General features: G+C 60.5%; 20 protein-coding genes. 4 read left to right on the top strand and 16 right to left on the bottom strand.

Features of this window, described 5'->3' with window-relative positions; all coding sequences use genetic code 11:
* Positions 1-249 precede the first annotated feature (249 nt).
* Complete coding sequence (locus CLM71_RS01120) at positions 250-1,110, bottom strand: carboxylate/amino acid/amine transporter (protein ID WP_105229391.1); 861 nt, start codon at positions 1,108-1,110, stop codon at positions 250-252.
* Between the two features lie 146 nt (positions 1,111-1,256).
* On the opposite strand from CLM71_RS01120, the gene CLM71_RS01115 reads away from it, so the two are divergent.
* Positions 1,257-1,586, top strand: coding sequence for a hypothetical protein (locus tag CLM71_RS01115; protein ID WP_105229390.1), 330 nt, complete (start codon positions 1,257-1,259; stop codon positions 1,584-1,586).
* A gap of 1 nt (position 1,587) precedes the next feature.
* Here the strand turns inward: CLM71_RS01115 and ugpQ are convergent, their stop codons facing one another.
* The 11 genes from ugpQ to CLM71_RS01060 all read right to left on the bottom strand — a co-directional run bounded on the left by ugpQ (position 1,588) and on the right by CLM71_RS01060 (position 12,892).
* The gene (ugpQ, locus tag CLM71_RS01110) at positions 1,588-2,325 is read right to left on the bottom strand and encodes a glycerophosphodiester phosphodiesterase (RefSeq protein WP_105229389.1); all 738 of its coding nucleotides are present in this window, start codon (positions 2,323-2,325) and stop codon (positions 1,588-1,590) included.
* Positions 2,325-3,398: a sn-glycerol-3-phosphate import ATP-binding protein UgpC gene (locus CLM71_RS01105; protein ID WP_105229388.1), complete on the bottom strand. Its 1,074-nt coding sequence runs from the start codon at positions 3,396-3,398 to the stop codon at positions 2,325-2,327. Before CLM71_RS01105 ends, ugpQ begins: the two co-directional genes overlap by 1 nt.
* On the bottom strand, positions 3,399-4,244 hold the full coding sequence (ugpE, locus tag CLM71_RS01100) for a sn-glycerol-3-phosphate ABC transporter permease UgpE (protein ID WP_105229387.1): 846 nt from the start codon (positions 4,242-4,244) through the stop codon (positions 3,399-3,401).
* Entirely contained in the window at positions 4,241-5,128 is an 888-nt protein-coding gene (gene ugpA / locus CLM71_RS01095; RefSeq protein WP_105229386.1) for a sn-glycerol-3-phosphate ABC transporter permease UgpA, read from the bottom strand. The genes ugpE and ugpA overlap by 4 nt, the downstream gene beginning before the upstream one ends.
* A 95-nt stretch (positions 5,129-5,223) precedes the next feature.
* On the bottom strand, positions 5,224-6,537 hold the full coding sequence (ugpB, locus tag CLM71_RS01090) for a sn-glycerol-3-phosphate ABC transporter substrate-binding protein UgpB (protein WP_105229385.1): 1,314 nt from the start codon (positions 6,535-6,537) through the stop codon (positions 5,224-5,226).
* 186 nt (positions 6,538-6,723) lie between these two features.
* A complete protein-coding gene (locus CLM71_RS01085; RefSeq protein ID WP_105229384.1) occupies positions 6,724-7,911 on the bottom strand; it encodes a PLP-dependent aminotransferase family protein in 1,188 nt (395 codons plus the stop codon).
* A 78-nt stretch (positions 7,912-7,989) separates the two neighbouring features.
* Positions 7,990-8,691, bottom strand: coding sequence for a high-affinity branched-chain amino acid ABC transporter ATP-binding protein LivF (gene livF / locus CLM71_RS01080; RefSeq protein ID WP_105233184.1), 702 nt, complete (start codon positions 8,689-8,691; stop codon positions 7,990-7,992).
* 5 nt (positions 8,692-8,696) lie between these two features.
* Complete coding sequence (livG, locus tag CLM71_RS01075) at positions 8,697-9,467, bottom strand: high-affinity branched-chain amino acid ABC transporter ATP-binding protein LivG (protein ID WP_105229383.1); 771 nt, start codon at positions 9,465-9,467, stop codon at positions 8,697-8,699.
* Positions 9,464-10,747 carry a high-affinity branched-chain amino acid ABC transporter permease LivM gene (locus CLM71_RS01070; protein ID WP_105229382.1) on the bottom strand — a complete coding sequence of 428 codons (1,284 nt, stop codon included), beginning with the start codon at positions 10,745-10,747 and terminating at the stop codon, positions 9,464-9,466. Before CLM71_RS01070 ends, livG begins: the two co-directional genes overlap by 4 nt.
* The gene (gene livH, locus CLM71_RS01065; RefSeq protein ID WP_105229381.1) at positions 10,744-11,670 is read right to left on the bottom strand and encodes a high-affinity branched-chain amino acid ABC transporter permease LivH; all 927 of its coding nucleotides are present in this window, start codon (positions 11,668-11,670) and stop codon (positions 10,744-10,746) included. Before livH ends, CLM71_RS01070 begins: the two co-directional genes overlap by 4 nt.
* A gap of 109 nt (positions 11,671-11,779) precedes the next feature.
* On the bottom strand, positions 11,780-12,892 hold the full coding sequence (locus CLM71_RS01060) for a branched-chain amino acid ABC transporter substrate-binding protein (RefSeq protein WP_105229380.1): 1,113 nt from the start codon (positions 12,890-12,892) through the stop codon (positions 11,780-11,782).
* A 405-nt stretch (positions 12,893-13,297) separates the two neighbouring features.
* Here CLM71_RS01060 and panM point away from each other — a divergent pair, with 405 nt between their 5' ends.
* From panM to CLM71_RS01040, 3 genes are read left to right on the top strand one after another with little or no spacing between them, the layout of a single operon-like run.
* The gene (gene panM, locus CLM71_RS01050; RefSeq protein ID WP_105229378.1) at positions 13,298-13,690 is read left to right on the top strand and encodes an aspartate 1-decarboxylase autocleavage activator PanM; all 393 of its coding nucleotides are present in this window, start codon (positions 13,298-13,300) and stop codon (positions 13,688-13,690) included.
* Positions 13,687-14,904, top strand: coding sequence for a DUF3142 domain-containing protein (locus tag CLM71_RS01045; protein WP_105229377.1), 1,218 nt, complete (start codon positions 13,687-13,689; stop codon positions 14,902-14,904). The genes panM and CLM71_RS01045 overlap by 4 nt, the downstream gene beginning before the upstream one ends.
* Positions 14,891-16,954, top strand: a complete 2,064-nt coding sequence (locus tag CLM71_RS01040; RefSeq protein WP_105229376.1) for a hypothetical protein — start codon at positions 14,891-14,893, stop codon at positions 16,952-16,954. The genes CLM71_RS01045 and CLM71_RS01040 overlap by 14 nt, the downstream gene beginning before the upstream one ends.
* A gap of 66 nt (positions 16,955-17,020) precedes the next feature.
* Here CLM71_RS01040 and rpoH read toward each other — a convergent pair whose 3' ends face one another.
* From rpoH to ftsY, 4 genes are all read right to left on the bottom strand, one after another.
* Entirely contained in the window at positions 17,021-17,878 is an 858-nt protein-coding gene (rpoH, locus tag CLM71_RS01035; protein WP_105229375.1) for an RNA polymerase sigma factor RpoH, read from the bottom strand.
* A 393-nt stretch (positions 17,879-18,271) separates the two neighbouring features.
* Complete coding sequence (gene ftsX, locus CLM71_RS01030) at positions 18,272-19,225, bottom strand: permease-like cell division protein FtsX (protein WP_105229374.1); 954 nt, start codon at positions 19,223-19,225, stop codon at positions 18,272-18,274.
* Entirely contained in the window at positions 19,215-19,886 is a 672-nt protein-coding gene (gene ftsE / locus CLM71_RS01025) for a cell division ATP-binding protein FtsE (protein ID WP_105229373.1), read from the bottom strand. Before ftsE ends, ftsX begins: the two co-directional genes overlap by 11 nt.
* Before the next feature lie 5 nt (positions 19,887-19,891).
* Complete coding sequence (gene ftsY, locus CLM71_RS01020) at positions 19,892-21,676, bottom strand: signal recognition particle-docking protein FtsY (RefSeq protein WP_105229372.1); 1,785 nt, start codon at positions 21,674-21,676, stop codon at positions 19,892-19,894.
* Positions 21,677-21,834: the final 158 nt, after the last annotated feature.

The following is a 21,834-nucleotide window of genomic DNA, read 5'->3' as shown; positions in this document are numbered from 1 at the left end:
AATATATATCCCTTGAATATTAAGTCATTATATATTGCCAAAGATAAAATATATTTGGGAATAAACCGAATTAGCCGCGAATAATAAAAAAATAAACGGAATTAATACAGAAAACAACGGGAATATACTTAGTTAAGCGAGAAATATGAGAAATAACCTGAAGCGATAAATAAACGTGAAGGATGTAATAACGGAAAAGACGGCGCCACGAACGAAAAAATATTGAATTCTGTTCGCAGCGCGTCTGTCTTAAAGTGCTTCTTTCACCGCCACCCAGCGCCGGTGCACCCACAGCGAGGCGCAAATTACCGCGCCGCCGATAATAAAGCTCGGCCAGTGCGGCTGCTGCTGCCAGATAGCCAGGTTAACCAGCAGCCCGGCCGGCACATGCATATTGTTCATAATGCCGAGGGTACCGGCATCCACCTGCGTCGCGCCGTAGTTCCACATAAAATAGCCCAGCCCCGACGCCACCACGCCCAGCCAGACCAGAATGCCCCACTGCAGACCGGTGGTCGGCAACTGTTGCGGGTTACCCCACAGCAGCCAGGCCGCAACGGCCACCACCAGCGCCCCCAGATAGAACCAGGAAAACGCGGTATGCTGCGGCAGCGGATGCACTTCCATCAGGCGCTTATAGCCGACAATGCCGATGGCGAAGCTGATATTGGCCGCCTGCACCAGCAGCAGCCCCAGCCAGAAGTGTTCGCTCAGCTGGTGATAGCGGATAATCGCCGCCCCCAGCACCGCCAGCAGAGCGCTGAACATATAACCCCAACGCAGGCGCCGGCGGCTGAGCAAATCGTAGATCAGCGTGATGTACAGCGGCGTCAGCACGGTAAACAGCAGAAACTCTGGCACCGTCAGATACAAAAAGGCGCGGAAGCTGAACAGATACATAATGCCCAGCTGGCAGGCTCCCACCAACATATACAGCAGGATCACCCGCCCCTTGATGTTGCGCCAGCGCAGAAACGGCAGGAATACCACGGCCGCCAGGCCGATACGAATCAGCACCGAAAACCAACTGTCCACCTGACCCGCGAGATATTCGCCAATCAGGCTAAAAGAGAATGCCCATAAAATGGTAGTAATAACCAGCAGTAGCACGTCGGGAATTTCCTATGCACGGTAAAACAGCGATTGTAACGGATGGCAGCGCCCGATGCGGCACGAATCGGGTTTACATCTGGTCAATAATAGAACGCGCAGCATTTTTACCGCTTTGCGTTAAGCTTAAAACACAGGAGGAGTGAATGATGAAAGGCAAATTCTGGAGCATGGTGTTCCTGATGCTGGCGTCTGCCTCAGCGGCGGCGGAAAACGGCGTCACGACGCTGAGCGGGCAGCAGCAGTTTCTCAATCAGCGCGCGCAGCAACAGCAGCAGCAACGTATGCTGAACAATCAGCAATTGGATCAGCGCCGCCTACAGCAGCAGCGGCAATTTGACAACAATCAGCAGCGCTTGCGGCAAATGACGCCGAACGGCAGCCAAACGCTGCCAAACGGCAATCAGCCCCGCAACCCGTTCGATCGCACCACGCCGGCGGTGCCCGTCGCGCCGCGGCCGGCCGGCGCGCGTTAAGTTAAAAATCTGCGCCGATCAGATCGATACGATCGGTGCAGATGCAATCTACGCCCCAATCCAACAGCTGTCGCGCCCGCTCTGGGCGGTTGACGGTATACGCCAGAATCCGCAGGCCGGCCTGCTTCAGCGCCTGCACCCGCTCGGCGGTCAATGCCTGATGCGCAATATGCAGCGACACGCAGCCCAACTGTTCGGTCAGCGCACGCCAGTCATCCCGCCAGCGTTCCAGCAGCAGGCCGCGCGGCAGCTCCGGCACCGCCGCCTGTGCCGCCGCCAACGCTCCCACGGAGAAAGAAGAGAGCAGCGGATCGGGCTGCCCCTGCCACAGCAGGCGCGCCGCCTGCGCCACCGCCCGACCGGTTTCCTCGTCCGCGCCGCGGGTGGGTTTAATTTCAATGTTGGCCATCATGCCGTGCTGCCGGCAACGCTGCGCCACCTCGGCCAGCAGCGGCAGCCGTTCCCCCTTAAACGCCGCGCTGTACCAGGTGCCGGCATCCAGCTGCGCCAACTTGTCCCACGGCAGCTCGCCGGCCACGCCCCAGCCGTTGCTGGTTCTGTCCAGCGTGTCGTCGTGCAGCAGGAAGATCTGTCCGTCCTGCGCCAGCTTGGCGTCGAACTCAATCATTGTATGGCCGTGGCGTGCGCCGACGTCGATCGCCGCCAGAGTATTTTCCGGCGCCAGAGAGCCGCCGCCGCGATGGGCGACGATATGAGGATAAGGCCAGGCTTGGGTCATCATTCCATCCGTAATCCGCTTTGAGTATCAAAAAAGTGCAGCGCCTGCGCTGGCAGCTGTAAATATAACGTGCTGCCCGGCGTCGGCAAGTGCTGATGCGCCAGACGCACGATTATCCCCGCGCCGCCCCACTGCCCGTGAGCCAGATTATCGGCCCCCAACAGCTCCAGCGTCTGCAGGGTCAGCGGAATCGCGCCGCGTGCATCCTGCGCCAGCACGATATGCTCCGGCCGAATCCCCAGCGTCAGCCGGCGGCCGCTCCACGCAGGGCGCGCCTGCGGCAATGGCAGGCTGAAGCCGTCCTCCAGCTGCAGGCTGCCGCCGTCAACGCTGATAACGCCGGGCAACAGATTCATCGCCGGCGAACCGATAAAGCTGGCGACAAACAGCGACGCCGGACGCTGATACACCTGCGTCGGCGTGCCGATCTGCTCCGCCACGCCTTTATTCATCACGATCACCCGCTGCGCCAGCGTCATCGCCTCCACCTGATCGTGGGTTACATACAAACTGGTGGTTTTTAGCCGCCGGTGCAGCTGCTGCAGCTCCAGACGCATCTGAACCCGCAGTTTGGCATCCAGATTGGACAGCGGCTCATCAAACAGAAACACCGCCGGCTCGCGCACGATGGCGCGCCCCATCGCCACCCGCTGGCGCTGCCCGCCGGACAGCTCGCGCGGTTTGCGCTGCAGCAACGGCCCCAGCTCCAGAATACGCGCCGCATCGTTCACCCGCTGCTGAATATGCTGTTTACCGAAGCCGCGGATTTTCAGCCCGTAGGCCATATTGTCGTACACGCTCATATGCGGATACAGCGCATAGTTCTGGAACACCATGGCGATGCCGCGATCTTTCGGCTCCAGCTCGCTGACCCGCTGATGGTCAATGTAAATATCGCCGCTGGAGATACGCTCCAGCCCGGCCACCATGCGCAGCAGCGTCGATTTGCCGCAGCCCGACGGCCCCACCAGCACAATGAACTCGCCGTCGGCGACGTCCAGATCGAACGGCTGGATGACGGTATTTTTGCCGTCATAAGACTTGGTGACTGCCTGTAGTTTTAAACCTGCCATTTATTTCTCACTGTCTACCAGACCGCGCACAAACCAGCGCTGCATCAGAAGAACCACCGCCACCGGTGGGATTAAGGTCAGAATCATCGCCGCCATCACCTGATTCCACTGCGTTGGCGCGCCGGAGGTGGAGATCATGCTTTTAATCCCCGCCACTGCGGTACCCATATCGGCATCGCTGACGATCAGCAACGGCCACAGATACTGATTCCAGCCGTAGATAAAGGTGATCACGAACAGCGCTGCCAGGTTGGTTTTCGACAGCGGCAGCACGATATCCCAGAAAAAGCGCAGCGGCCCGGCGCCGTCGATGCGCGCCGCCTCCAGCAGTTCATCCGGCAGCGTCATAAAGAACTGGCGGAACAGGAAGGTGGCGGTGGCCGACGCCATCAGCGGCAGCGTCAGGCCGGTATAGCTGTCCAGCAGCTTCAGATCGGCGATCACCTGCACCGTGGGGAAAATACGCACTTCCACCGGCAGCATCAGCGTCAGAAAGATCAGCCAGAAAAACAGGCTGCGCAGCGGGAAGCGGAAATAGACGATCGCATAGGCCGACAGCATCGAGACCGAGATTTTGCCAATGGTGATCGCCAGCGCCATCACCAGGCTATTGAGCAGCAGCAGCCCGAACGGTGCTTTAACATTGCCGATCCCATCCCGCCAGATGTGGCTGAGGTTCTCCCACAAATGATCGCCGGGGATCAGGCTCATCGGCACCTGAAACACCTGCCGGTCGTCCAGCGTGGCGGCGACAAACGCCACATACAGCGGAAACAGGATCAGCAGCACGCCGATAATCAGCATCACATGGCAGAAAATATCCAGCCCGCGTCTGTTCTCAATCATTGGTAACGCACCTTACGCTCAACAAAGCGGAACTGGATCACCGTCAGGCCGATCACCAGCAGCATCAGCACCACCGACTGGGCGGCGGAGCTGGACAGATCCAGACCGGCGAAGCCTTCGCGGTAGATTTTGTAGATCAGCGTGGTGGTCGACTGCACCGGCCCGCCGCTGGTGGCGGCGTCAATCACCGGGAAGGTGTCGAAAAAGGCATAAACCAGATTCACCACCAGCAGGAAGAAGCTGACCGGCGAGATCAGCGGCAGCACCAGATGGAAAAAGCGCCGCACCGGGCCGGCGCCGTCGATCGCCGCCGCTTCCACCAGCGAACGGGGAATCGACTGCAGCGCCGCCAGGAAGAACAGGAAGTTATAGCTGATCTGCTTCCACACTGACGCCAGCACCACCAGGAACATCGCCTGGCCGCTGTTCTGCGCGTGGTTCCAGTCGTAGCCCAGCGCGCTGAGCAGATGGGTGATCAGCCCCAGGCCGGGGTTGAACAGAAAAATCCACAGCACCGCCGCTACCGCCGGCGCCACCGCATAGGGCAGGATCATCAGCGTCTGATAGAGACGGCTGCCGCGCACCACGTGATCGACCAGCGCGGCGAAAAACAGCGACAGCGCCAGACCGATGCCGGCCACCAGTCCGCTGAAAATCAGCGTGGTATAGAACGAGTCCAGGTAATACGGGTCCTGGAACAGCTGGCTAAAGTTCTCCAGCCCGACGAACCGGCTGGAGAGGCCGAACGGATCGAGGCTCTGCACCGAGTACCACAGCGCCTCACCGGCAGGCCACAGGAAAAATATCGCGGTAATCAGCAGCTGCGGCAGCACCAACGCATAGGGCAGCCAGCTGCAGCCGAAACCGGTACGAGAAGAAGACATAGGATTAACCCATTTATCAGCAGCAGGAACGGGCCCGGCGTGCGTCAGCGCACACGCCGGACGCGGGCGCAGCGGCGGCGCCCGTCATTTGCTTATTAGCGGGTAGACGCCTCAAACCGGCGCAGCTGCGCATCGCCGCGCTGCACCGCGGCGTCTAACGCCTGCTGCGGCGTTTTCTTACCGGTCCACACGCTTTCCAGCTCCTCATCCACCACGCTGCGGATCTGCAGCATATTGCCCAGACGCAGGCCTTTGGTGAACGGCAACGGCGGCTTGTTCAACATCTGACGCGTCGCCACATCGGCGCCCGGGTTTTTGTCATAAAACCCTTGCTGCCTGGTCAGTTCGTAGGCTGCGGTAGTGATCGGCAGATAGCCGGTTTTCTGGTGCCATTCGGCGGCGATCGCCGGCTGCGCCAGATACTGCAGGAATTCGGCCACGCCTTTATAGGTGGCGGCGTCTTTGCCATTCATCACCCACAGACTGGCGCCGCCGATAATGGCGTTTTGCGGCGCATTTTTGCTGTCGGCGTCATACGGCATCATGCCGACGCCATAATTGAATTTGGCGTAGTGTTTGATATCCGCCAGCGAACCGGAGGAAGCGGTGGTAATGGCGCAGTCGCCGCCGTAGAACTTCTCGGTGGATTCATCTTTACGGCCGAAGTAGGTGAAATCCCCCTTCTTGTTCATCGCTTCCAGCAGCTGGATATGTTTGACCTGCAGCGGCTGGTTGAACAGCAGTTTGGCGCTGGCGCCGCCAAAACCGTTGTTCTCACTGGCGAACGGCACGCCGTGCCAGGCGCTGAAGTTTTCCAGTTGGATCCAGCCCTGCCAGCCGCTGGCGTAGCCGCACTTCATGCCGGCCGCACGCAGCTTGCTGCTGTATTCCGCCAGCTGCTGCCAGGTTTTCGGCGGCTGTTCCGGATCCAACCCCGCCTGTTTAAACGCATCCTTGTTGTAGTACAGCACCGGGGTGGAGCTGTTGAACGGTTGCGACAGCAGATGACCGCTCTGACTGTCGGTGTAGTAACCGGCTACCGTCGGCACGAACGCCGACTCATCAACGCTGATACCCGCCTCTTTAAACACCTGATACACCGGCTTAATCGCCTTGCTCGCCATCATGGTGGCGGTGCCCACCTCATACACCTGCAGGATCGCCGGCGCCTTGCCGGAACGGTAGGCGGCAATGCCCGCCGCCAGGCTCTGTTCGTAGTTGCCCTTGTAAACCGGCACGATCTTGACGTCGCTGTGCGTCTGGTTAAAACGCTCGGCCAACGAATCCACTTCTTTACCAAGCTGCCCTTCCATCGAGTGCCAGAACGGAATTTCGGTCGCCGCCTGCGCCTGCGCGCCGGCCGCCAGCGTCAGCGCCACGCACAGCGCCGCTTTTTTCATGGTGATCATGCCTTGCTCCTGAAAACTGGTGTAAAAGCGCCTGAGCGCAAAGGAATTGATTATTGTTCGGCAGCAAACATGTCATGCGCAGATGACAAAATAATAATGATTGGGTGACGGCGGGATGACAGCAGGGTTAAGTGCAGATGGCGTTTTAATGTCGGCGGCGCGCATGATGCGCACCGCCAGGCAGGGTTACAGCGAACGGCGCAGACGCGCCACCGCTTCCTGCATCTCCTGTTCGCTGGCGGTGGCGAACGACAGACGGAACGTAGAACGATCCGGACGGTTGGCGAAGAAATATTCCCCCGGCACAAACACCACACCGTTGGCCAGCGTCGCGTTCAGCCATTCGGTGGCGTTGAACGGCTGACGGAAACGCGCCCACAGGAACATGCCGCCTTTCGGCATATCGAAGTCGATAACCTCACCCAGTTCACTGCGCACCAGTTCGGCCAGGAGCTCGCCTTTTTGCTGGTAAGCACGACGGATGGTGTCGATCTGCGCCGGCAGGCGGCCGAGGCCCAGATAACATTCGACGATGCTCTGCGACAGCGCACTGGCGTGCAGATCCGCCGCCTGCTTGATAATCGCCACCTTCTGCAGCAGCAGCGGCGGCAGGATCGCCCAGCCCAGACGCAGGCCCGGCGCCAGGATTTTCGAGAAGGTTGAGGTGTAAATCACGTTATCGGTATGCCCCAGCAACCGTTGCGCCACCTGATACAGCGTGGCGTTGCGCTCTTCGGTAAAGCGCAGTTCGCCGTAGGGGTCATCTTCAATAATCAGGAAGTTATGCTCCGCCGCCAGCCGGACCAGCTGTTCACGGCGCGCGGCGCTCAGCGTCAGGCCGCTCGGGTTGCCGAAGGTCGGCACCACGTATACCCCTTTGATGCGCTGCGTTTTCAGCAGCTCGGCCAGTTCGTCCACCACCATGCCGTCGCTGTCGGAGGAGACCGACATCACCGTGGCTTCCGCCAGCTCCAGCGTCTGCAGCGCCGCCAGATAGGTCGGGCTTTCCACCACAAACACGTCACCCGGGTTCACCACGGTGCGCATCACCAGATCCAGCGCCTGCTGCGAGCCGGCGGTGACCATCACATCTTCCGGCCGCGCCTGCACCCCACGTTCGGCACACAGCGTGCAGATTCGTTCGCGCAGCAGCGGGCTGCCCTCCGTCAGGCCATACTGGAACGCGCTTTTCGGCTGTTCATCGATCGCCTGCCGGGTGGCGATGCTCAACCCCTCGAAGTCGAACAGCGCATCGGAAGGAATGCCGCCCGCCAGTGAGATGACGCCCGGCATTTTGCTTTGTTTGAGTAATTCACGAATGGCAGAGCTTTTAACATTGATAATACGTTGGGCGAGAAGTCCTTCAGCGTTCATGATTTATCTTTTTATCTCGTAATCGGTAAGAAAAGGGGCGCGCGACAGGCGCCCCGACGCCCCGGGCAATCACCGGGGTCAGCCCCCCAGATAGGCGGAGCGAACTGCTTCGTTTGCTAACAATGCAGCTCCCGTATCTTCCAACACCACGCGGCCGTTTTCCAGTACATAACCGCGATCCGCCAGCTTTAGCGCCTGATTGGCGTTCTGCTCCACCAGGAAGATGGTCATCCCCTCCGCGCGCAGCTGTTCTATGGTGTCGAAAATCTGCTGGATAACGATCGGCGCCAGACCGAGCGACGGTTCATCCAACAGCAGCAGTTTCGGCTGGCTCATCAGCGCCCGGCCGATAGCCAGCATCTGTTGCTCGCCGCCGGACATGGTGCCGGCGCGCTGCCCGCGGCGCTCCCGCAGGCGCGGGAACAGCTGGAATACCCGCTCCAGCCGCTGCTGATACTGCGGACGTGCGGCGAAGAAGCCGCCCATTGCCAGATTCTCTTCCACCGTCATGCGTGCAAACACCCGCCGTCCTTCCGGCACGATCGCCACCGCTTCGCGCATAATCCGCGAGGTCGGCCAGCGGGTGATGTCCTGATCCAGCAGCGTGACCGTTCCCTCGCTGGCGCGCGGTTCACCGCACAGCGTGCCCAGTAAGGTGGTTTTGCCGGCGCCGTTGGCGCCGATCAGCGTGACAATCTCCCCCTGGCGGATGGTCAGGCTGACCTGATGCAGCGCCTGAATTTTTCCGTAATGGGCGGAAACCTGATTAAACGACAGCATCATGATTACGCTTCCCCCAGGTATGCCCGGATCACATCCGGGTTATGGCGAATTTGCTCCGGTGTCCCCTGCGCCAACGGCGCGCCCTGATTCACCACATAGATCCGGTCGGAAATCCCCATCACCAGCTTCATATCATGCTCAATCAGCAGCACCGAGACCTGATGCTGATTGCGCAGTTCGACAATCAGCCGATCCAGCTCGGCGGTCTCCTTCGGGTTCAGCCCCGCCGCCGGTTCATCCAGCATCAGCAGTTCAGGGCGCGTCACCATGCAGCGGGCGATCTCCAGCCGCCGCTGCTGGCCGTAGGCCAGATTGCCCGCCGAACGGTTGGCCATCTCCAGCAGGCCGACGCGCTCCAGCCACACCGCCGCCCGCTCACGCGCGTCGGCTTCGGCGCGGCGAAAGGCCGGCGTTTTCAGCAGCCCGGCGAACACCCCGCTGCGTAAATGCTGGTGCTGCGCCACCAGCAGGTTTTCCACCACCGTCATTTCTCGGAACAGGCGCACGTGCTGAAAGGTGCGCACCACGCCCAGCCGGGCGATCGCCTGGCCGGACAGCCCCGCCAACTGACGTTCACGCAGGCGAACCGTGCCGCTGGTCGGGCGGTAGAAGCCGGTCAGGCAGTTAAAGATGGTGGTTTTGCCCGCGCCGTTCGGGCCAATCAGCGAGACAATCTCTCCCTGATTGAGCGTCAGGCCGACGTTATTCACCGCCAGCAGTCCGCCAAAACGCATCGACAGTCCTTCGACCGTCAGCAAAGGTTGCGCGCTCATGGCTGCTCCTCCTTCGCCGCCTGAATATCCGCCGCTTTCAGCTTCATCTGCGGACGCTTCATCGGCAGCAGCCCCTGCGGCCGCCAGATCATCATCAGCACCATCAGCGCCCCCAGCAGCAGCATGCTGTACTCATTTAAATCACGCATCATCTCCCGCGACACCACCAGCAGAACCGCCGCCAGGATCACCGCAAACTGCGAGCCCATACCGCCCAGCACCACGATCGCCAGCACAAACGCCGATTCGACGAAGGTAAAGGACTCCGGGCTGACAAACCCCTGACGCGCGGCGAACAACGTGCCGGCAAAACCGGCGAAGGCGGCGCTGATGGTAAATGCCGTCAGCTTAATTTTGGTCGGGCTTAACCCCAGCGAGCGGCAGGCGATCTCATCCTCACGCAGCGCCTCCCAGGCGCGCCCCAGCGGCATGCGCAGCAGACGGTTAATCACAAACAGCGTCAGCACCACCAGCAGCAGCGCCACCAGATAGAGGAAAATAATGCGGTCGCTGGGGTCATATTTCAGATCAAAGAAGTTATGGAAGGTATCCCAGCCGCCGTCGCGTGCGCTGCGGCTGAACTCCAGCCCGAACAGGGTCGGCTTCGGGATCTGGCTGATGCCGTTCGGCCCGCCGGTGATCTCGGTGTTGTTCAGCAGCAGAATGCGCACGATCTCCCCGAAGCCGAGCGTGACGATCGCCAGATAGTCGCCGCGCAGCCGCAGAACCGGGAACCCCAGCAGAAAACCGAACGCCGCGGTCACCATCCCCGCCAGCGGCAGGCTCTCCCAGAAACCAAAGCCGTAATAGTGGTTGAGCAGCGCATAGGTGTAGGCGCCGATGGCATAAAAGCCGCCGTAGCCCAGTACCAGCAGGCCGGACAGCCCCACCACCACGTTCAGCCCCAGCCCCAGCATGACGTAGATCAGCGTCAGGGTGGCGATATCCACCGTCCCGCGCGACACCAGAAACGGCCAGGCGACGGCAGCGGCGATCAGCAGCGCGGCCAGTAGCTTTTGTCGCGGCGTGCTGCCGTCAAAGCTCGGCAATACCCAGGCCGGGCCGCTCACTTTACTCAGCCCCTGCTGCAACAGCGGACGCAGCAGCTGAAAAACAAACACCACCGCGCAGCCGATGCCAATCCACATCCAGCGCACTTCTGCCGCGCCGCGCACCACCAGTTTGGTGCCGTCCAGGCCCAGCTGCATCCCCATCAGAAAGGCCGCCATCACAAACAGCACCGCCGCGGCGAGCAGGGCATTAAGCAGATTGAGTTTCATACCTTCTCAACCTCCGGACGGCCCAGAATCCCGGTCGGCATCACCAACAGCACCACGATCAGCAGGGCGAATGACACCACGTCTTTATATTCGGCGCTCAGGTAGGCCGAGGTCAGCGCTTCAGCCACCCCCAGCACCAGACCGCCGATCATCGCCCCCGGAATGCTGCCGATGCCGCCCAACACGGCGGCGGTAAAGGCCTTCATCCCGGCCATAAAGCCGATATACGGATTAATCACGCCATAGAACTGCCCCAGCAACACGCCGGCCACCGCCGCCATCACCGCTCCGATCACGAAGGTCAGCGAGATCACCCGATCGGTGTTGATGCCCAGCAGGCTGGCCATTTTTAAATCTTCCGCACAGGCGCGACAGGCACGCCCCATGCGTGAATAGCGGATAAACAGCGTCAGCGCCAGCATCGCCAGGAAGGTGACCACCCAGATGGTGAGCTGCATGGTGCTGACGGTAGCGGCGAAGCCGTTGCTTTCCCCCAGCACCCAGCGGCCGGTCACCAGGCTCGGCAGCGCCAGATCGCGCGAGCCCTGCGTCAGGCTGACGTAGTTTTGCAGGAAGATCGACATGCCGATGGCGGAGATCAGCGCGATCAGCCGTTTGGAGTAACGCACCGGCTTATAGGCCACCCGCTCGATGCTCCAACCGTACGCGCTGGCGATCACGATCGACACCAAAAACGCCGCGCCGATCAGCAGCCAGCCGGCGTCGATGCCGAACATCATCAGCGCGGCGATGACGATAAACGAGACATAGCTGCCGATCATATACACTTCGCCGTGGGCGAAGTTAATCATGCCGATAATGCCGTACACCATGGTGTAACCGATGGCGATCAGGGCATAGGTGCTGCCCAGCGTCACCCCGTTGAACATTTGCTGCAGGAAATAGAGAAACTGCTCAGACATACGCGGACCCTCGGCTGCGCGTTGAGTGCAGGGCGCGGCATGCCGCGCCCACGCCCGCCGGGATGCGCCTTTCCCCGGCAAGACTGCAACGTGAAAGACGAAAGGTCGGTTACTTCACCGGCGTCGAGGTGCCGTCGGCGTGCCATTCGAAAACGCCGAACTCGAAGCCTTTCAGGTCGCCCTTCTCATCCCAGCTCAGCGGCCCCATCACGGTATCCACCGGCTTGGCCTTCAGATCCTTGACGATATCCTCCGGCTCCTGGCTGCCGCTGCGCTCCATGCCGGTCGTCAGCGCCTGCAGCGCCGCATAGGTGGTCCAGACGAAAGGACCGGTAGGATCCTGCTTCTTGGCCTTCAGCGCATCGACAACCGCTTTGTTGGCCGGCACCTGATCGTAACGCTTCGGCAGCGTTACCAGCATGCCTTCCGACGCCGCGCCGGCGATATTCGACAGCGAGGAGTTGCCCACCCCTTCCGGCCCCATAAAACGGGTCTTCAGCCCGGCCTGTTTGGCCTGGCGCAGAATCTGCCCCATTTCCGGGTAATAGCCGCCGAAGTAGACAAAGTCCACGTTCTCTTTTTTCAAGCGGGCGACCAGCGTGGAGAAGTCCTTATCGCCGGCGGTGATCCCTTCAAACATGACCGGTTTCACCCCCGCTTTCTGCAGGCTGTCGCGCACCGCGCGCGCCAGGCCTTCGCCGTACTGCTGCTTATCGTGCACCACGGCGATGCGCTGCGGCTTCAGGGTTTCCATAATGTATTTGGCGGCGGTCGGCCCCTGGTCGGAATCCAGCCCGGTGGTGCGCATGATCATCTGGTAACCACGGGTCGTCAGATCGGCATTGGTGGCCGCCGGGGTAATCATAATCATCCCTTCGTCTTCATAGATATCCGACGCCGGCTGGGTGGATGACGAACACAGGTGGCCGATTACATAGCGAATACCGTCGTTGATCACTTTGTTGGCCACCGCCACCGCCTGCTTCGGATCGCAGGCATCGTCATATTCGACCGCCACCAGTTTGTCACCCTTGATGCCGCCCTTGGCGTTGATATCGGCGATCGCCTGACGCGCGCCGGTAAATTCCATATCGCCGTATTGCGCCACCGGGCCGGACATCGCCCCGACGACGGCCACTTTAATCTCTTCCGCCAGCGCGCCGTGGCTCATCGCCATGGCGATGCAGCCGGCCAACCATGCCTTACCCTTGGTTACTTTCATCCGCATCATCCCCGTCTGTTGTTGTGTGTGAAGCTGTCCGTTGTGTTTGCCATGCCGACGCATCAGCGCTTTATTCATAAGTAATAATGACTTAGGCATTTAAACGGCAATATTTTCTTATAAGACCTTATTTTTCATGCCATTAAACAGGAGTTTTCTTCTGCAAATCAACTTGACCATCCAGAAACAAGCGATGTAAACAGGATAAAGTATGGATGAAATCTGAGCTATTTCCTCCTTTATGCAGCGCGTTACACTGGTTAACAATCTGTTTACTAATTTTTTACTCGGAAAATTACCGCACGGAAAAACATTCTGCGAATCCGTCGTACAGAAAAAGTTACACATCGTGACCAGCAAGATCTATTACACTGACGCCATCGCTAATTTGTCCGGAAATGTTGCATGAAACTCACTATCGAACGGTTAACCGCGCTGTCCGCACAGGACCTGATCGATCTTGGAAAAATCTGGCCGCACCAGACAGCGGGGCAGTGGCAATCCTGGTTAACCGGCGAACGGGCGCTGTTTGGCGCACGCTTTAACGAACGCCTGTTAGGCGCGGTAAAGGTCTCGCTGGATGGCGACACGGCGCAGCTGCACGACCTGCTGGTGCGTGAAGTCACCCGCCGTCGCGGCGTCGGCCTCTATCTGGTGCAGGATATGCAGCGTCAGCTGCCGCAGGCTGCCCATTGGCAGCTCTCCACCGCCGATCTCGCCGCCCGTGAACGCGGTGAGGTGGAAAACTTTATGCGCGCCTGCGGCTTCAGCGTGCACGGCGAAATCTGGCAAAAATGAAACGCTGGGCGGCTGCGCTGTTGCTAGTTCTGCTGGCTTTCGGCGCCTGGTTAGCCGGGCGCCATCAGGCGCTGTCGGCGCCGCCGGTCTGGGATCAGCAGGTTTATCTGTGGCAACGGGTCTGGAGCGCTCAGCACGCCCCGGCGCTGGCCGCCAGCCGCGATCTGTTTTCCAGCTTACGTATTCTCGCTCTGCAACTGCATCCGCGCGAAGGGCTGCGGGTGATGCCGGTCGATACCGCGCTGCTGAAGCAGGACGGCCGCCCGCTGTGGCTGGTGGCGCGTCTGGACGGTTCGCAGCCGCGCTGGGATGAGGAGCGGTTATATTCCCGGCTGCTGCAGCTAGTGCAGCAATACCGCGCCGCCGGGCTGTCCGTGGTCGGTATCGAGATCGATCACGACGCCGCCACCGCCCGCCTGCCGCAGTACCGCGATGCGCTCCGGCGCCTGCGCCGACAGCTGCCGGCAGACGTACAGCTGAGCATCACCGCACTGCCGGCCTGGCTCGACTCGCCGCAGCTGCCGGCCCTGCTGCGGCAGGTTGACAGCTCGGTGTTGCAATTACACGCCGTACTCTCCCCGCAGCAGGGGCTGTTTGACAGCCGGCTGGCGCTGCGCTGGACGCAGCGTTACGCCCAGGTGACCAATAAACCCTTCCGCATTGCTCTGCCGGCCTACGGCATGGGGTTGGTCGGCGTTGATGCGCAGGGCGCGCAGGTGGAGAGCGAAGCCTCACTGCGCGTGGCGGGCAGCCTGCGCGAGCTGACGGTCGCGCCGCAGCACATCGCCGACTTTCTGCAGCGGCTGTCTGCACATCCGCAACCGCATCTGCGGGGCGTGGTCTGGTTTCGCCTGCCGCTGGCCGGCGACCGCCGTGCCTGGTCGATGAATACCCTGCGCAGGGTGATCCGTCAGCAGCCTTTACACAGCCGCTGGCAGGTAAAAATGCGCCCGCAACCACAGCAAAACGGCCTGTATGATCTGATAATTGCCAATGATGGGCCAGCCGATGCGCCGCTGCCCACGGCGGTTACGCTGGCGGCCGGCGACTGTCTGGCCGCCGACGCGGTTGGCCGTTACCGGCTGGACTCAACGGCCACGCAGCTGCGTTTTATCCGCACCGGGGATGAGTTGGTGCGCGCCGGGCAATCACGCCCGCTAGGTTGGCTGCGCTGCCAACATCTGACGCCAGGAGGCATTCGTGTTACACCTTAATTTTCGCACCGCCCGGCCGCTGACGCTGAGCATCGCCATCGCCGCCACGCTGGGCGCGCCGTTGGCGCAGGCCTGCGGCCCGGATTTTCCCAACCGTCTGCTGCTCGACCGCAACGGCACGCTGCTGTCGATGCCAGAAGGCAATTTCACCTTTGAAACCAGCCGTCTGACGCCGATCGACCCGCAACTGCCGCGCTGGCAGGCACCGCCGCCGCCAGGCCCGATGAAACCGATGCCGCTGTCGCCGGAAACCGTCGCCATTAAACAGATGCGCGCTGCCAAAACCGTGGAAGAAGCCGACGCCGTCAACGGCCAGGTACTGTCCGCCGCCGCACGCCAGTACACGCTGGGCGCCGTCGCCTTTGCCGCCCGCGATCCGCGCGCTGCGGACTACTTTCAGCAGGTGCTGGCCCTGCCGGATAGCGAGCAGAGAGCATGGGGGCTGCGCGCGCGCTACTCCCTCGGCCGGCTGCTGATGAACGACTACGGGACGCCGGAAGACGCCGATACCTCCGCCACACCTCCTCGTCCGGACCCGGCGCAGCTGCGTCAGGCGCTGGCCGCCTTTCAGCAGGTTATCGACCGCGTGAAAAGCGGCAGCGACGATCCGGACCAGTTGGCGCTCAGCAGCCTCGGGCAGCAGGCGCGCATCCATTTCTGGCTGGGTGATATCGGCCGCGCCGCACACCTCTATGCGCAGCAGGCGGCGCAGGGTGATGCGCAAGGTGGGCGGTCGCTGCAATATGTCGCCAGCTATCTGGTCGATCCGCAGCACTTCGAACAGCTGAAAAAGATCGTGGCCGATCCGCTGGTACAGCAGTTGGTGACCGTCGAGCTGTTCGCCCGCAGCGGCAACCTGCAGGCACAGGATAATGACAGTTCGCCCCCACGTTCGCAGCAGATTACCCAACGTTTGCTGACGCTGCTGGACGCCGAGACAAAAAGCGGCTTCAACGGCAGCGACCGCCTGGCGGCGCTGGCCTACCGATCCGGTAACTACCCGCTCGCCGCCAGCCTGCTGCGCCATGCCGGTGACTCCGGCCTTGCCTGGTGGCTGCGCGCCAAAATGGCGCTGCGCGACGGCCAGCTGCAGGACGCCACTGCCGCCTACGCCAAAGCGGCGGCCGCTTTCCCGGCGGATGAAAGCTGGGGCGAACAGCGCGGGGACAATTACGCGCAGGAAACCATTATCCCGGACTGCCGCATCGCCGGCGAACAGGCGATTCTGGCGCTGAACCGCGGCGATTATCTGCAGGCGCTGACGCTGCTGTACCGCAGTAAGGATCTGTATTGGGCGGATGTCGCCGACGTGGCCGAGCGGGTGCTGACGGTTGACGAGCTGAAAGCGTTTGTCGATAAGCAGGTGCCGCCGCCCAGTCAGCCGCTCAAACCGGAGGAGCCGAACGTGTATAACGGCCAGGTGCTGACGCCTGATATCCACCTGCGCCAGCTGCTGGCCCGGCGTCTGATGCGCGCTGAACGCTATCAGGAAGCGCAGAACTATTTCGCTGTGCCAAATTATCGCGCCGCCGCCCAGCAACTGGCGCAGCAGTTCAGCCTTGCGCAGCAAGGCAGCAATAGCAAACTGGCGCGAGCGCAGGCCTACTACCAGACTGCAACGCTGCTGCGTGAACAGGGGCTAGAGCTGACCGGCTATGAAATGACGCCGGACTACGGCATATATGGCGCCGGGTACTCTTACCTGGGCGACGCCTTCGACACCCGTGAGTTGACGCACAAAAGCTGGATCACCACGGCAGAGGCCGCGCGCGCCGCCAAGGCATTGCCGCCGCAGGACAACCGCTTCCTGCACTACCGCTGGCAGGCGGTAGCGGCGGCGCAGAAGGCTGCGGACTTATTGCCGCCGAAAAACCAGGCGTACGGCGCGGTGCTGTGCAACGCCGCCAGTTGGGTGATCAAGCGCGATGCCAAAACCGGCCGCGCGCTGTATAAACGCTACCTCGCCAACGGCAAGCCGGATGCCGCCCTAAATAAGTTCGGCTATCAGTGCCCGGCGCCGGACTTCAATGCGTTAACCGCCAAGTCCTGAACCGCCGCGGCGGACGACAGGCATAAAAAAACCCGGCTCTGCCGGGTTTTTTGACTGCATCAGCAATTATGCTTCGATCGCCATTTTCAGTTTTTTCATGGCGTTCTTTTCCAACTGACGCACACGCTCGGCGGAAACGCCGTAGCGGTCGGCCAGTTCCTGCAGGGTGGACTTGTTCTCATCGTCCAGCCAGCGGGCGCGAATAATATGTTGGCTACGCTCATCCAGACCTTCCAGCGCATAGGCCAGCTTGTCGGCGGCGTTGCTCTCCCAGTTGTCTTCTTCGATACCTTCGGCGAAGTCAGACGTTTTGTCCTGCAGGTACAGCACCGGCGCCATCGACTGGCCGTCGCGCGCTTCGTCGTCCGGCGTCGGGTCGAAGGTCATGTCCTGCGCCGCCATGCGGGATTCCATCTCGCGCACGTCTTTGCTGGATACGCCCAGCTCACGCGCCACCAGCTCGACTTCGTCCTGGTTGAACCAGCCCAGACGCTGCTTGGTTTTACGCAGGTTAAAGAACAGCTTGCGCTGCGCCTTGGTGGTAGCGACTTTGACGATACGCCAGTTACGCAGTACGTATTCGTGAATTTCTGCCTTGATCCAATGCACCGCAAAGGAAACCAGACGCACGCCAACTTCCGGATTAAAACGGCGCACAGCTTTCATCAGGCCGATATTACCTTCCTGGATCAGGTCCGCCTGCGGCAGGCCGTAACCCGAGTAATTACGGGCAATATGAGCGACAAAGCGCAGGTGAGACAGGATCAGCTGCTTGGCCGCATCCAAATCGCCCTGGTAATGCAGCCGTTCAGCCAGCTCCCGCTCTTCCTCTGCCGTAAGCATCGGATAGGCGTTGGCGGCCCGAACATAGGCTTCCAAGCTGCCTTGGGGTACTAAGGCTAAAGTTTGCATTTCTTTGGTCATTCAAACCCTCTCTCTAATAAAACCGATCGTACAGGTGACGATACTGCTGCTGCACATCACAACGCTGTTGCTGCCAAGCCTCTGTAAGGAGGTTTGTCGGTTGCCGATTGAGCCTGTTGAGTATCTGTTTGGCGGGGAGTCATTGATTTACGGTGATCATTGCAAAACGGTTCCACACGCCGGGCACCTTAACATTTGCTGCAATTTTTGACCGTGCTCTACCCTAAAAGTTCACCGTTTTTCGATCGCAATGTTCATGACAATACGCGATGAACTGACGGCCAGATAGGGAATTCGTGCGCTTGAGCAGAGGCGGGATCCCAGAAGATCCGAGATGGCTCTTCTCCTGCAACACGGCAAACGCAGCAGGAGAAGAGTATATCAAAAAATTTTTTACTGTGGTGTAAATCGGCGTAAATGTTGCACGGTGGCCAACCAGGCGGCAATCCAGCCGATCATCGCGGAGATGATCAACAACAGTAATGCCTCGTCCCAACCCAGCCCGTGCAGCGTAAAGGTGGTGCCGAACACCTTCGCCACGCCGGCCACCACCGACTCCAGCTGCCACACCAGCGCGCCGGACAGAATCAACGACAGCAGCGCGCCGAAGAAGCCCAGCATCGCGCCGCCGTTAAGAAACGGCCGCAGAATAAAGCCGTCGGTCGCGCCGATAAGCTTCATCACGTTGATGGTGTCGCGCCGGCTGAAGATGCTCAGACGCACGCTGTTGCCGATCACCAGGAACACCGCCACCACCATCAGAATGCCGATAATGGCCGCCACCTGGCCCACCAGCCCGGTCAACGCCGCCAGGCGGGCAAACCAGCTGTCGTCCATACGCACTTCATCCACGCCCTGCACCGCCGTTACGCGCTCGCGCAGCGTATTCAGGGTGTCTGAACTCTGGAAGTCCATTTTCGGCGTGATAATCGCCACCGCCGGCAGCGGATTCTCTTCCAGCATATCCAGCGCCCCGCCGAAGCCGGACCAGTTGCGGAACTCACCGAGCGCTTCTTCGCGCGACAGGTAGTTCACCTTCTCGACGCCCGCTTCAGCCTTGATGGTGTCCAGCACCTTGACCGCAGCGTCATCGTCGAGCGATTTATCGAGATACACCGTCAGCTGCGGTGTTGGATACCATTGGGTTGCCGCCGTGCTGACGTTTTTCCACACGATGTAGCACACGCTCGGCAGCGTCAGGGAGATGGCGATCACCATCACCGTCAGCAACGTCGCCAGCGGCTGACGCAGCATGTCTTTGATCGCATTCATCCACGCATAGCGCCACTGTTCGCGCCAGCCGCCGCGCAGCGCCTTGCTCTTGGCGGTTTTTTTACTATTCGCCATGCTGCGCTCCTCCTATCATGCGGCCCTGGCTGAGCGTCAGAATACGGTAATTGCGGCGGGCGATCAGCCCGGTGTCGTGGGTCGCCATCAGGACGGTTACCCCAACGCGGTTAAACTCTTCAAACAGGCGCAGGATACCTTCCGACAGCGCGTCGTCCAGGTTGCCGGTCGGTTCATCCGCCAGCAGCACCGCCGGTTTGTTCACCACCGCACGGGCGATGCCCACGCGCTGCTGTTCACCGCCGGACAGCTGGATCGGAAAGTTCTTCGCTTTGTCCAGCAGGCCTACCTTGTCCAGCGCCGCCGACACGCGACGGCGGATATCTTCGCTGCTGGCGCCGGCGATAATCAGCGGCATCGCCACGTTGTCATACACCGTGCGATCCAGCAGCAGATGGTGGTCCTGGAAAATCATGCCGATCTGGCGGCGCAGGAACGGCACCTCGCTGTTTCTCAGCCGGCTGATGTCATGACCGGCGAACCAGATATGGCCGGCGCTCGGCCGTTCGATGCCGCATATCAGCTTCAGCAGGGTACTCTTACCCGCCCCGGAATGGCCGGTCAGAAACGCCATTTCTGCCGGGCGCAGATGAAAATCCACCCCCTGCAACGCCTGACGCCCGCCCAGATAAGCTTTACTGACCTGTTCAAAGCGAATCATCCGTATTAATCCTCTCGGGCAAAAAGTGCCTCAATAAAATCGTCAGCCTTAAACGGCCGCAAATCTTCGATGCCTTCGCCAACGCCGATATAGCGAATCGGAATGCCGAACTGATCGGCAATGGCGAAGATCACCCCGCCCTTGGCGGTACCGTCCAGTTTAGTCAGCGTGATGCCGGTTAACCCTACGGCTTCATTAAATAATTTCGCCTGGCTGACCGCATTTTGACCGGTACTGGCGTCCAGCGTCAGCATAACCTCATGGGGGGCGTCCTCGTCCAGTTTTTTCATTACCCGGACGATCTTCTTCAACTCTTCCATCAGGTGGGATTTATTCTGCAAACGTCCGGCGGTATCGGCAATCAGTACGTCGACGCCGCGCGCTTTGGCCGCCTGCACCGCATCAAAGATCACCGAAGCGGAATCAGCGCCGGTATGCTGCGCCACCACCGGAATGTGATTACGTTCGCCCCACACCTGCAGCTGCTCTACCGCTGCGGCGCGGAAGGTATCCCCCGCCGCCAGCATCACCGACTTGCCCTCGGCCTGGAACTGACGCGCCAGTTTACCGATAGTGGTGGTTTTGCCGACGCCGTTAACGCCAACCATCAGAATGACATACGGCGTTTTACCACCGACATCCAGCGGTTGATCAACCTTGGCCAGAATTTCGGACATTTCCTCCTTCAACTTGCCGTACAGCGCTTCAGCGTCTTTCAGCTGTTTACGGCTGGCGTGCTGAGTGAGGGAACTGATGATTTTACTGGTGGTTTCCACACCAACATCGGCGATCAGCAGCTGTTCTTCCAGCTCTTCAAACAGATCGTCGTCGATCTTCTTGCCGCGGAACAGGCCGACAAAACCGGACCCCAGGTTCTGTTTGGTCTTAACCAGGCTGCGTTTCAGGCGGGCGAAGAAGCCTTCTTTGGTCGGCCGCTCCTGTTCCTGCGACGCCGCCGGCGCTACCGCCGCGACCTCCGGTTCAGCTTCCGCAACCGGCTCGGCTTCTGCAACCGGTTCAACTTCTGCAACCGGTTCAGCTTCTGCAACCGGCTCGACTTCCGCAACCGGTTCAACTTCTACAACCGGTTCAGCTTCCGCAACCGGTTCAGCTTCCGCAACCGGTTCAGCTTCCGCAACCGGTTCAGCTTCGACAACCGGTTCAACTTCTGCAACCGGTTCAGCTTCTACAACCGGTTCAGCTTCCGCAACCGGTTCAGCTTCCGCTTCCGGTTCAACTTCGACAACCGGCTCAGCTTCTACAACCGGCTCCGCTTCCGCTTCCGGTATGGCGCGTTCGGGCTGCGGCGCATGTTCCGGCGCCGCGTCCTTCTCCACCAGCAGCTCGGCGATGGCCGGCGCGGCCGTGTCGATGCTCTCGGCAGGTTTGGCATCGCTTGCCGTCATATCATCGGCCTGCGGTGCATCCGCTTCCGCCTGCGGCATCACCGCCTCAACGATCTCGTCCTGCGTATACACCGGCGCAGCGCTTTCCGACGCCGTCTCAGCGTCTTCTTCCTGTGCTTCTGCCGCCGGCGTAGCGTGCGCCGCAATATCCGGCACATTTTCGGCAACCTGTTCGGTGCTGCCGTCCCATTCGCCCGGCAGATCGACAGAAGCGGCAGGCTCGGATTCCTGCGCGGGGAGCTTATCATCCAGCGTGGTCGCCGGCGCAGGTTCTACCGCCGCCGCTTCAGGCTCGGCCTGTTCAGCCTGTGGTTCCGGCTGTTTCTCTTCTTTTTGGCCGAAACCCAGCCAGGAGAAAAACCCACGTTTCTTTTCTTTTGCCATGCTGTGACCCTAACTCCGTACCAATGGCTGAATAACGAAAATAATTTAACCCCCGAGTCTATCACTTTCCCTCGCGGAGCAACACGCATCCGGCAGGTGAAAATCCGCCAATGGCCGTTGCTCGACGCCTCTTCGCCGGCACATCCCGCCGCATAAAC

This window comes from Serratia sp. MYb239, from assembly GCF_002966855.1.
In the GTDB taxonomy this organism is placed as follows: Bacteria; Pseudomonadota; Gammaproteobacteria; order Enterobacterales; family Enterobacteriaceae; genus Serratia_B; species Serratia_B rhizosphaerae.
The sequence above is the reverse complement of the archived record's forward strand: the minus strand, read 5'-3'. Positions and strand labels throughout refer to the sequence as shown.